Consider the following 10,755-nt stretch of genomic DNA (forward strand, 5'->3'; position numbering starts at 1 on the left):
AGTGCATTTATAAAACGCCTTGAACATGCGATCAATTATTCCAAACGGCATGAAGATTATCTATTTGCTGTCCTGTTTCTAGACCTAGATGGCTTTAAGTCTATCAACGACAGCCTTGGACACAGATTTGGCGATCAATTATTACTTGTCATTGCTCAAAGGCTCCAAGAATGCTTGCGCTCTATAGATGTAGGTGCAAGACTGGGAGGAGACGAGTTTATAATCCTGCTAGAAGGGATAAAAGATATTAACGATGTGATCAACGCTACTGAGCGAATCCAACATCAACTGGCACTTCCTGTGGAGCTAGATGGGCAAGAAGTCTTTACTACAGCCAGTATTGGCATTGTCCTAAGCAGTACAAATTATAACCAACCAGAAGAATTTTTGCGTGATGCTGACATTGCTATGTACCGAGCTAAGGCACAAGGCAAAGTGTGTTATGAGATTTTTAACATTGATATGCACATTCAAGCAATCTCACAATTGCAGTTGGAGAATGCTCTACGCCGAGCCATTGAGCGTTTTGAGTTTCGGATTTATTATCAACCGATAGTGTTACTAAAAACTGGGAAGATAATTGGTTTTGAAGCCCTTGTGCGCTGGCTACATCCAAAACTTGGCATTGTTTTGCCAGAGTATTTCATGTCAACTGCCCAATCAACTGGGTTAATCAGCCCAATTGATGAGTGGGTGTTGGATGAGGCATGTCGTCAGACACAGCAGTGGCAAGAGCGATTTTCCCAGTGGTCAAATTTGGAGCAGCGCCCCTTGACTATTAGCGTCAATCTTTGTAGTACTAGGTTTAGTCAACAAAAGTTGCTGCTGCACATTAATCAAGTTCTACAGAAGACTGGACTAGATGCACAAAGTTTGACGCTGGAGATTACAGAAACCGTAATTATGGAAAACAGCGACAAAGCGACCATCAAGCTAAAAGAACTGAGAAAATTAGGAATTAAGTTAGCAATTGACGACTTTGGTACAGGCTATTCCTCATTAGGTCGTCTCCACCACTTTCCAATTAATCAGTTGAAGATAGACCGCTCCTTTGTTAGTGGTGACAGCGTTGCTCAAGGAAATTTAGATATTGTTGAAACAATGGTGATCCTATCCAAAAAACTAGGTGTAGATGTAATCGCCGAAGGGGTAGAAACGGCAGAACAGCTAGCGCTCCTAAAAGCTATGAAATGTGAATATGGGCAGGGAAATTTTTTCTCTAGACCATTGGATAATCAGGCGGCGGCGGCATTAATTATTGCAAATCCTCAGTGGTGAGTGTTTTTAAACACGCTTCTCCCCGCTATTTTCAAAAGCTGGCTATCATATTTAGATAAAACTTATGCTAGCAACTAACACCACAGCTAGACGAAAAAAGTTGTTCGTTTAACTATAAATAGAGAAACAACTTTATCTTCCCTATTTCAAGATGGTAGTTAAAAGAGGAGTCAAACAAGATAGTACTAATAAGCTTATCCTTGTCTGCGATGACGTTGCAGACAACTGCTTTTTCTTCCAAACTATTTTAGAAATGGAGGGTTATGAAGTTGAAATTGTGGAGTCAGGAGCGGCAGCGCTAGCTTTTCTTGAATCTAAAAGACCTGATCTACTTTTACTGGATGTAATGATGCCTGTTATGAATGGATACGAAGTAGTTCACCGCATTAAAAATAATTCTCTTTTAGAATCTTTACCTATAGTGTTGATCACAGCTGATGAAAAGGCATTTTTTCAGAAAGAATTTGATGTGTTGGTGTATGGAGTTGTCCGAAAGCCTGTTGACCCGGATGCATTAATAAAATATGTCCAAGCAGCTCTACAGCTTGGGCATCATTGATGACCAGAATCTCTTAATGAAGTGCTGAAGATCGGGTCATCGGATACTGTTGGCGAAAATGTTACAAACGCATAAACAAAAGTGTTGCAACTAAAACACACAATAACAGATTGGAGGTTTGAGCTTAAGTAATACTTATATTTAGAAATATGTAGTAGATTCGCTAACAACAACGTCATGGTATCGAAACGGCTTTTTGTATGCATGAAAGCTCTAGCTCCCAGTAGTCTTTCACTACCCCAGGTTGCTATTGCCGGGAGATGAAATTGTAAACTTGTACTGGAGTGACGATGAAATTTTGAAAATTTCCGAGTCAGATGCTTATGAAATTGGCATTTTATTTATTAATTTGGCATAACAAGTACTGAATAAGCTTAATCTTTATCTTCCTGAAAACTGGTAGATTACGGGGAGTTTGCATATCAAGTAGTAAGTTATTGTGCTTGAAGCAATTGCGTCCTGTTGCCTTTGCCTGATATAGCGCTTTATCGGCTGCTGCAATGATTTGTTCAATGTTAAAAATCTGGTTAGGAATGACTGTGGCTAACCCGGCACTCACGGTAAGATGAAGACTAACTTGTGAATTTATATGGGGAATTGCTAAGGAGCGAATAGCAAAGCAAATTCTTTTAGCAACTTTCGCAGCACCAAACATATCTGTGTAAGGTAAAACAATAGCCAATTCTTCCCCACCATAACGGGCAACTAAATCGCCAGGACGTTTAACAACATCTTTAATCGCTTTAGCAATTTCTAAAAGAGCGCGATCGCCTGCCTGATGACCATAAGTATCGTTGTAAGATTTGAAGAAATCAACATCAAGGAGTATGAGAGACAAAGGCTGTTGCAAGCGTTTCATTCGCCGCCACTCCTGGTGTATATATTCTTCAAATCGTCGGCGGTTAGCTAGTTGAGTTAAGAAATCGATAGTAGCTAGCCGTTGCAATTCTAGATTAGCAGTAACGAGTTTTTGATGTAGCTGCGATTGCTCAATTAAGCGTCTAACACGTTGATGCAAAATTAGGTAGTTAAAAGGTTTAATTATACAATCTGTTGCACCCGCTCTAAATGCATTTTCAATGGAGGATGTATCCTCAATTTCTATAATCATTAAAACTGGAGTATGCTTATTTTCCTGAAGAGTTAGTAACTTAGCGCAACACTCAAACCCCAACATATCTGTCAAGATGACATTAAGGAGTACTAGTTCTGGGCGCAATTGTTGAAAAATATTTATTGCTTCTGCACCATTTTTAGCTTGGGCTACTCGATAGCCTGATTGTTCTAGGGAAAAGCATAATTCTTGGCGGTTTGCCTGATTGTCAGCAATCATTACTAAAGATTGGTTGTTTGAAGAGGAGCTTTCATTTAGAGTGTTTGCTTTCATGACAGTAGACTGCTTTTAGCAGAATGTTTAAGCGGTTTTGCTATTTGCCTTACTAATTGTTCTGAGTATCAAGTTAAATCTTTAGCTTGTACGGTATAAAATCTTTGGTCAAACTGAGTATAAAGTTCACGTTATTTTAGAGAAGTATCATCTAGCACTGTGCTAGATTGTATAAGGGCGCTCATTAAATAATGTCAAATCACAAACTACGCCAAGCAACTTATACGAGTCGATTGGCTTAGATAAGTAGATTACAAAACCAGTTTTTAATGCATAAGTGCGATCTTCATCTTCAGCAAAACGAGTCAAGGCGATAACTGGAATCCATCGCCCAAAAGACGCTTCTAAATTTCGGAGTTGTGCAAGCAATAAATGTTCTGCTTTATCCGATAAATAAATTTCACTGATTAGAATATTTGCTGAAGAAGCAGATATGACATTTAGTGTTTCATCAAACGGAAATCAGATTTCATAGTTCTGAGTATTGCACCTTTTTAAAGAATTTTATCCCTTACAAGTTTTACCTGATTGGAAGAATGCCTATGCTCATAGGGACAAGAATTCTGTTGATTGGTATTTCGGTTTCAAATTACACCTAATTATCAAAAACCAAGGAGAATTAATCGCTTTGAAGCTGACCGCAGCCAATGTTGATGACCGTCCCCCAGTTCCAGATATGACACAAGATATTGTGGGTAAACTTTTTGGCGCTTTATGGTAACATGGGTGGAAAAAACTATCTATATTACTTCTGGAGTCAGCCAATGTTGCATTTATAAAATGCATTAATTTCATAGTAAATTTAAATAATTCCCAGTTCTATTTCATTTATTCAATACAATTATATTCTTTTTCTAAGAAATTATAACTTGTCTTGTCAATTTACAATGATAACAATAGCTTTTACCGAAAAAATCGGTTAGCTCTGCGTCAAGTCTTCTTTCTCGCACCGACAACAAACCCCCTAGCTCTCAGTAATCCTTTACTACCCCAGGTTACTAATAGAGACGAAGACAGCGAACCGCGATCGCGCGACACAGAAAATAAGATTGCTTCCATTTGACAAAGCGGGTATTGTCTGTGGTACTGTAATCGTCTATAATCTAAGTACAAACAGAAAATAAGAGACAATTTTGATCTATTTTAATAAGCAAGGCTTTAAACTCCTGTAAAAATAGTAGTAAAATTTAGTTTTTGCTATTTTAATTTCCGTAAAAAGCCACTTATTTCCCAAAAATCGCAATGGATAGTGTTATCAAGCGTATATTGATTTGTGACGATGTGGCTGATAGCTCTTTTCTTCTAAAAACGATTTTACAAGCATCAGACCGTTTGATTGAAATTGTTGATTCAGGTGCAGCAGTGTTAGCTTACCTTGAAACAGCCCCTAACCCACCTGACTTGCTAATACTAGATGTAATGATGCCAAAAATGGATGGATTTGAGGTTATTCGTCACCTCCAAGAATCGGCTAAATTTCAATTTATTCCGATTCTGCTGGTGACAGCTTTTGATGAAGATGATGCTGATAAAGCTCTTGATATAAAAATAAACGGGTTCATTAAAAAGCCGATTGACCCTGATCTAGTAACTGCTAAAGTTCAAGCAATTTTAGCTGGGAATTACGAAAATTTTCCGAATAATAATAACTTCATTCAGAGATGATGGTTATGACGTATTTGCAAAAGAGCAGATGGTATATATTCTATTAAGGAATTCCAGAAATTAAATTATCCAATAATGAAGAGTGAAGACGATGACTCAAAGTCTTCCTCCTCTTCTCCCACTAGCGAACCTGCTTAAGCTAAGGCTTTGAGAAATGTGGTGAGAAATCCGGGATTAAGTCTTGATAAAATTCAATTGAAATATTGCGTACAATATTAAGCGGTTTCAAGCTAATTATTTGCTAATTTTGATGTTTTCACAATCTATGTCTAATCAAACGTCTAAGCGTCTTAAGCAAAATGTTGAAAGAATTATGCAGAGGTGGGAAGAGCGGGCGCGTGATGAAGTTGGTGCATCAATGCATCAGGACTCTCTGATGCTACAAAATTCGCTACCTGAGTATCTAGGGCAATTGGTGGATGAGCTGTCAACGAAGATTGAAAGGACACCAGCCAGAATAAAAACCGATAAACTAGAAAGCACTCGGATTGGTAAACAGCACGGACATGAGCGGGCAGGTTTTGCGGACTACTCAATGACTCAACTGATATTTGAGTACCACATTCTCCGTCAAGTCATATTTCAGATTTTAGAAGAAGAAGCGGCTTTAGAGGTAAGGGAACGAGATATTATTATCGATTCCATTGAGCAAGCTGTTAACGATGCGGCGACTCAATTTTCCCAGACGTTGCGAGATATTCAAGAGTTATTTATGGTGACACTGACTCACGATCTTAGGGGCCCACTCAATATCATAAAAATGGGTACTCACCTGACTCTGCGTCGGCTTGAACAAGGAGACACTCATGCCAATATCGCGGCGAAAATGCTAAAAGCAGTGGAGCGTTTGAATTCGATGATTCAAAATCTGCTTGATGCTAGTCGGCTGCGGGCAGGGCAGAGCTTAAAGTTTGAATTTGAAGAATGCAGTTTAGACAACCTTGTTCAGGACGTAGTAGAGGATTTGAACTTTGCTTATGGAGAGCGGTTTGTTGTAGTTTCTGATCCTGCTATCAGGAGCAATTGCAGCCGTAAAGAGATACGACGGGTAATTGAAAACTTAGCTATTAACGCCGTGAAGTATGGTGCTGCTGATACACCAATTACACTTACGCTTGAGCAAATTGAAACGCATATCAGCTTGACTATCCACAATCAGGGGAATCCGATCTCTTCAGAAGCTCAATCAATCTTATTTCAACAATTTCGTCGAACCATCGCTGCTGAGGATCAAACAGGATGGGGGCTAGGATTATTTTTAGCAAAGAGTATTATTGAAGCGCATCAGGGGACGATTGAAGTTGAAAGCGCCGAGGGCAAGGGGACGAGCTTTATCATTAAGTTGCCTAAACTTCCCTATTAGAAGATATTTTAAAAGTAGAAGCCAGTCAAAAATTATGCCATTTTAGAATAACAAGTGACAATTACCACATCTGCGATCGCCGTTCGCTTAGATAGCAATTAGTGTTGCTTTAGCGATCGCATAGAAAGATGGAAATTGGCTGTTGCTCCCGCATGAGTATAGGCTAGATAGCAATTTGAGATAAGCTAATGTTGTCCTTAAGAATGTCTATCTCTCCAGGAGAGAGTACTTTAGACAAATTACTTTCTTTATGGCTAAAAGATAATAATTGGTTAAAAGCAATAGTGGCTAATCAAGGACGGGTGATATTAGCGATCGATGGAATGCAGCCAGAAATTGGACATGAAGTATTATGGGTAATTCGAGATTGCTTATCAGGAGAAATAATACTAGCTAAAACCTTATTATCATCAAGAAACGAAGATTTAGTGGCGTTATTATTAGAAGTAACTAATACCCTAAATGTACCAATTGATGGCGTTGTTAGTGATGGACAACAATCCAAACGCACAAGCTGTTAGGTTAGCATTACCTAGTATTGCTCATGGTTTGTGTCATTATCATTACCTGAAGGAAGCTATTATTCCCATATATGAGGCGGATCGACATGCAAAGAAGGAATTAAAAAAAAAAGGTTAGAGGACTACGAGACATTGAACGTAGTGTTGTCAATGAAGATAAGGATTTGGCGACTATTATTGAAGATTATTGCTCGGCAGTGCGTAGTTCTATAACTAATGATGGTCATCCACCATTAGAGGCATCTGGGTTAAAGTTACAAGAAAATTTGACGCTAATAGAGCAAAGTTTAGAACGAATGGAAAAAAAAGTGCTTTACCACCACATGCAGTCAACCTAAAACACCTGATAGCTAAGGGGTTATCTGCAACTGCATCTTTATTTTCACCTATTATAGTTGCATATCAGTGGGAAGATACAAGCTAGTAATATTCTCAATAATAAAATAGGTCTTGATGCTGCTGGAGTTAAACAAAGTTATCAGGAACTATTAACAGAAATGTGCCAACAAAAGCAGAAAGCTGGTACACTTAGTACCGCAATCGATAACTTTATAAAAACCACTCATAACTACTGGTCTGGACTTTTTCATTGTTATGAAATTGAAGATTTTCCCAGAACTAATAATGACTTAGAACATGCTTTTGGTATGCTACGTCATCATCAACGTCGTTGTACTGGTCGTAAAGTTGCCCCCTCATCCCTCGTTATTCGTGGTTCTGTCAAACTTGCCTGTGCAATCACTACTAAACTTCATTCTTTTACAGCATCTGATTTAGCACAAGTTGATATTCATACTTGGCTCGAATTACGCTCTCAACTGAAAAAACACCATAAAGCCAGAATTGAACAATATCGATTTCGCAGAGATCCCAAGGGTTACTTGGCTAATTTAGAGAGTCGTCTTCTCTAGTAAGTTTTACCACACTAGGAAAAATAAATCGGCTTAGTACCAAAGATTTTATTATGAAGTTAATATAAAGCAATTAATCTGTTATGTAAAGTTTATTTAAATATTAGCTTAACTTTCTTAACTGTCTTAACTGTCGTTGCATTTTGACCATAGCTATAAGAAGCTGTTTGAGTGTGAAAAGTGCAGTAATTTAACTGTTTATTTACTCTTAGACCCCACAAAGCGATTCAAAGCACATACTTATCTTAAAAAGATTTATGGAGTTAACAAACTTTATTGAAACCAAGTTGAACGAATATACTCAAAAGATTCTCAAATGTGGTAAACAGTCTGATTACCTTGCCTTTGGCTAACTGAGTTTCTATCTTTGCGTCGTGTGTTGGATGGTAAAGCTAGTCCATAAAATGTGGGGTTAGTAGATGCCATCAATGACTATTACCATTAATTTTGAGTGAAAATTATGACAAATCAGCAAACTCCACAGATAGAGATTACCAATATTGTCTATAAGAATCAGGTCAAGAGAACTCAATCTGACGAATACATTGAGATTACCAATCACGAAAAGATACCCGTCGATGTATCTGGTTGGCAAATTGCTTCAGGGATAGGACGCAGCAAAGCGTTTACTTTTCCCCAAGGAACAAAATTAGCTCCAGGTCAAAGCGTGCGGGTTTATACCAATGAGGTACATCCAGAGTCAGGCGGCTTTAGTTGCGGTAGTGGTGTATCTCTTTGGAAAGATTCAGGAGATGAAGTCAAACTATTAGATGCTCAAGGAAATTTAGTATCGGGTTTAGCTTATGACAGCAAAGGCAATTTCACAAAAACAACCACTGCTAACGAGAAGACATCAGCCGTGGACACAGTTGCTAAAACTACAAATATCAATGAGCTACTAAACAAACCTGTTTTAATTGGAAATCAAGAGACAAAACGGTATCTATTTTCCACTGGAGAGCCAATCAAAGGAGAGCGAGGAAATGAAGGTGGCTGGCTAGCATCAAGCGGCTTTGAAAGTCCTAAAGTCGTTGGTGCTGATGCCAATTACTACAACCGTGCTTTATGGAAGGTTACAACAGCATAGTGAGAAGCTAATAGTCATTCATTTTTCCAGCATGATTCGCTTGTAGTAAGGGCTTCAGCCCTACCTTAATGCAACTTAAATGCCGATTAGCTTAGTTAAGGTATCGGGCTGACCGATACCATTATTTAATTGGGTATGCGTGAGTATAAACCCATTTTGTGATCCATTTGTGGACATTTGATTAGCTGTTGCAACTTCCCCACCCCACAGTTCCGGCAGCGATGCCTACGGCAACGTCAAGGACGAACGCCCGATAAGCTCCCGCAAGGACGATGTAGCTGTGGCAGAAATCCCCAGTCTTCAAGGGAACACAACAAGGTAACATCTGCACTGGCCTGCTGCTGTTTCCGCACCCAAAGGTCAATCAACTGCTGGCGCGACTGAAGAACCTCCCGGAATCGACGCTCGTACTCAAATTCAGCTTCAGCATCTTGAGCTGATGCCTTCCACCACTTCAGCAGTTCTGGAGTTGGCGCGAATAGAGGCAGGTGTTTGCCTTTCCAGTTTTTGGGAGGGTACAAGGAGATTGAAACAGCCTCGCCTCGGATTTCGCCACGGTAGAATGAGGTGTACACTGTCATAATCGCACCCGTTCCAAATCGTAATCAGTTACCCGCGCGATGGAATCTCTGGAGGTAAAAATTCCGTCACCTTTTTCAGAGATACTAGGAGACATCCATTCGATGCTATAAAACCAAGAATCGCAAATCAGTTGAATGCCCTGGACAATCCTTGTTGGTTGCCCATCGCCATAAAACCGAAACTCGACTAATTCGCCCAGACTGAACACAAGTTTTTCTTTGGTAACTAATTGTAAATTTCCTGTAGCAATGATTTCACGTCCTAAAACAGTCAAATTATCGTTACCAGAGACAATCTCATAACTCCAGCCTTTACCTGACCACTCTACACCGCAACAGCAACCGAAAGATTTGGTGGTAGTGACGTAGACTTTCTCCAGCAGGGAAACTTCTAAGAGCTTGTCATGTAACAACCTTGCTTCTTTTGAGCTAAAAATGCTTTCTCAGTAAGTTTTCTAGATAATAAATTGTAAAAGTTGTTTCTTTATAGGCTCTAAGGGAGGAATCTCTTTACCCCAAGGTGGTGAAACATACCAGCAAGTTTCTAAAGTGTGGATAAGATTAATCATGCTTATGCCTCATTATGAGCGAGAAGACTGCACAAATAGTCAGTTCGTTTCCAAGCGATCGCAGCTTGCCTTGGAGAACAACTCAACCCATAAGCACGACGGGCATCATAATTACCCTTGATCCCGTTGGCTACTCCAACGGGAACCCCAAAAGCCACCCCACGAATACCGGGTTGATAGCTTCGATCTTCATGATAGAGCAAGTTTATTGCCTGAGTTAGTTGTGCTGAGGCAAGGAAATCCGCCGCAGATGATGTTGGATTGTTGCCGATGGCAGTGGTACTTGGCGATATCTGTGTGGATTGGGATTTCTCGTTATCCGTAGCAAAGTCGTGATTGGGAGTAGGAGATATTTAGACAGTTTGCTGGACTTGGAATTTGTCGAAATTAAGCAAAAAAGGCAAACTATCCAGCACTAATAAAAAATTGACAAGTTAATCAAAGGATTATTCATTGCAATCGCAGCTTATGTTCTGTAAATTTTAAATTTTAAGAGATATTACTGTGAGATTTTTAGTTTCACAATATTTAGATTGTCTATTTGATAAAATTTTCTAACATTCACACGAATTCAGAGGTTTATGTCCAAAGAGTAAAATTTATAAAATGAAGGTTAGGCTTTTATAAAACTGAATTAGTTTTCCAATTAGACATTCAAAAAAATATTTTGTCTATTTCTAATACTGACTAAAACTTTACTATTAATAGAGGATTAGTATTGAATTTACTTATGATTTATATTGGAATAACCGTTTATTTAGTATTTGCTTGGTGTTTTTTGAAGCAATGGCTATTTTTCTTGATAGATGATAAAGAAATGAGCCAAGAGCAGTG

16 protein-coding genes are annotated in these 10,755 nt (G+C 38.9%); 10 read left to right on the top strand and 6 right to left on the bottom strand.

The annotated features are described in order from the left end of the window. Both G1O98_RS32580 and G1O98_RS32585 read left to right on the top strand, forming a co-directional pair. On the top strand, positions 1–1,278 hold a 1,278-nt coding region (locus G1O98_RS32580), incomplete at its 5' end, for a bifunctional diguanylate cyclase/phosphodiesterase (protein WP_163937226.1). 151 nt (positions 1,279–1,429) lie between these two features. After that, positions 1,430–1,837, top strand: a complete 408-nt coding sequence (locus G1O98_RS32585; protein WP_163937229.1) for a response regulator — start codon at positions 1,430–1,432, stop codon at positions 1,835–1,837. Between the two features lie 337 nt (positions 1,838–2,174). Here the strand turns inward: G1O98_RS32585 and G1O98_RS32590 are convergent, their stop codons facing one another. Together G1O98_RS32590 and G1O98_RS32595 are read right to left on the bottom strand one after the other, a co-directional pair. Next, positions 2,175–3,224 (bottom strand): PleD family two-component system response regulator, encoded by a 1,050-nt coding sequence (locus G1O98_RS32590; RefSeq protein WP_163937232.1) that lies wholly within the window; start codon positions 3,222–3,224, stop codon positions 2,175–2,177. 162 nt (positions 3,225–3,386) lie between these two features. Continuing rightward, a complete protein-coding gene (locus tag G1O98_RS32595) occupies positions 3,387–3,593 on the bottom strand; it encodes a response regulator (protein ID WP_163937235.1) in 207 nt (68 codons plus the stop codon). 115 nt (positions 3,594–3,708) lie between these two features. Here G1O98_RS32595 and G1O98_RS32600 point away from each other — a divergent pair, with 115 nt between their 5' ends. The 8 genes from G1O98_RS32600 to G1O98_RS32635 all read left to right on the top strand — a co-directional run bounded on the left by G1O98_RS32600 (position 3,709) and on the right by G1O98_RS32635 (position 8,771). Then, a complete protein-coding gene (locus G1O98_RS32600) occupies positions 3,709–3,945 on the top strand; it encodes a transposase (RefSeq protein ID WP_243458613.1) in 237 nt (78 codons plus the stop codon). A 153-nt stretch (positions 3,946–4,098) separates the two neighbouring features. Next, positions 4,099–4,287 carry a hypothetical protein gene (locus tag G1O98_RS32605; protein WP_163937238.1) on the top strand — a complete coding sequence of 63 codons (189 nt, stop codon included), beginning with the start codon at positions 4,099–4,101 and terminating at the stop codon, positions 4,285–4,287. Between the two features lie 179 nt (positions 4,288–4,466). Continuing rightward, positions 4,467–4,889, top strand: a complete 423-nt coding sequence (locus G1O98_RS32610) for a response regulator (protein ID WP_163937241.1) — start codon at positions 4,467–4,469, stop codon at positions 4,887–4,889. A gap of 265 nt (positions 4,890–5,154) precedes the next feature. Further along, a complete protein-coding gene (locus G1O98_RS39385) occupies positions 5,155–6,252 on the top strand; it encodes a HAMP domain-containing sensor histidine kinase (protein WP_202985839.1) in 1,098 nt (365 codons plus the stop codon). A 188-nt stretch (positions 6,253–6,440) separates the two neighbouring features. Beyond that, a complete protein-coding gene (locus G1O98_RS32620) occupies positions 6,441–6,773 on the top strand; it encodes a hypothetical protein (protein WP_163937244.1) in 333 nt (110 codons plus the stop codon). Positions 6,774–6,937: 164 nt separating this feature from the next. After that, positions 6,938–7,111, top strand: a complete 174-nt coding sequence (locus tag G1O98_RS32625; RefSeq protein ID WP_163937247.1) for a hypothetical protein — start codon at positions 6,938–6,940, stop codon at positions 7,109–7,111. 57 nt (positions 7,112–7,168) lie between these two features. Then, positions 7,169–7,684, top strand: coding sequence for a hypothetical protein (locus G1O98_RS32630; RefSeq protein WP_163937250.1), 516 nt, complete (start codon positions 7,169–7,171; stop codon positions 7,682–7,684). Between the two features lie 460 nt (positions 7,685–8,144). Continuing rightward, positions 8,145–8,771 (top strand): lamin tail domain-containing protein, encoded by a 627-nt coding sequence (locus G1O98_RS32635; RefSeq protein WP_243458614.1) that lies wholly within the window; start codon positions 8,145–8,147, stop codon positions 8,769–8,771. Positions 8,772–9,007: 236 nt separating this feature from the next. On the opposite strand, the gene G1O98_RS32640 is transcribed toward G1O98_RS32635, so the two are convergent. Genes G1O98_RS32640 through G1O98_RS32655 form a run of 4 tightly spaced genes read right to left on the bottom strand, consistent with a single transcriptional unit; the run spans position 9,008 to position 10,124 of the window. Then, a complete protein-coding gene (locus G1O98_RS32640; protein ID WP_163937254.1) occupies positions 9,008–9,352 on the bottom strand; it encodes a DUF488 domain-containing protein in 345 nt (114 codons plus the stop codon). After that, positions 9,349–9,765, bottom strand: a complete 417-nt coding sequence (locus G1O98_RS32645) for a DUF1392 family protein (RefSeq protein ID WP_175586964.1) — start codon at positions 9,763–9,765, stop codon at positions 9,349–9,351. The genes G1O98_RS32640 and G1O98_RS32645 overlap by 4 nt, the downstream gene beginning before the upstream one ends. 42 nt (positions 9,766–9,807) lie before the next feature. Further along, positions 9,808–9,921 carry a DUF1392 family protein gene (locus G1O98_RS32650; protein WP_163937257.1) on the bottom strand — a complete coding sequence of 38 codons (114 nt, stop codon included), beginning with the start codon at positions 9,919–9,921 and terminating at the stop codon, positions 9,808–9,810. A 2-nt stretch (positions 9,922–9,923) separates the two neighbouring features. Next, positions 9,924–10,124 (bottom strand): hypothetical protein, encoded by a 201-nt coding sequence (locus G1O98_RS32655; protein ID WP_163937260.1) that lies wholly within the window; start codon positions 10,122–10,124, stop codon positions 9,924–9,926. Positions 10,125–10,755 lie beyond the last annotated feature (631 nt).

Source organism: Nostoc sp. UIC 10630, from assembly GCF_010747425.1.
Taxonomy (GTDB): Bacteria; Cyanobacteriota; Cyanobacteriia; order Cyanobacteriales; family Nostocaceae; genus Nostoc.

What these genes read in the sequence shown, in the direction of transcription:
- G1O98_RS32620 (WP_163937244.1), top strand. Translation starts at nt 6,441, where the DNA reads ATGTTGTCCTTAAGAATGTCTATCTCTCCAGGAGAGAGTACTTTAGAC.
- G1O98_RS32590 (WP_163937232.1), bottom strand. Translation starts at nt 3,224, where the DNA reads ATGAAAGCAAACACTCTAAATGAAAGCTCCTCTTCAAACAACCAATCT.
- G1O98_RS32650 (WP_163937257.1), bottom strand. Translation starts at nt 9,921, where the DNA reads ATGATTAATCTTATCCACACTTTAGAAACTTGCTGGTATGTTTCACCA.
- G1O98_RS32585 (WP_163937229.1), top strand. Translation starts at nt 1,430, where the DNA reads ATGGTAGTTAAAAGAGGAGTCAAACAAGATAGTACTAATAAGCTTATC.
- G1O98_RS39385 (WP_202985839.1), top strand. Translation starts at nt 5,155, where the DNA reads ATGTCTAATCAAACGTCTAAGCGTCTTAAGCAAAATGTTGAAAGAATT.
- G1O98_RS32610 (WP_163937241.1), top strand. Translation starts at nt 4,467, where the DNA reads ATGGATAGTGTTATCAAGCGTATATTGATTTGTGACGATGTGGCTGAT.
- G1O98_RS32635 (WP_243458614.1), top strand. Translation starts at nt 8,145, where the DNA reads ATGACAAATCAGCAAACTCCACAGATAGAGATTACCAATATTGTCTAT.
- G1O98_RS32640 (WP_163937254.1), bottom strand. Translation starts at nt 9,352, where the DNA reads ATGACAGTGTACACCTCATTCTACCGTGGCGAAATCCGAGGCGAGGCT.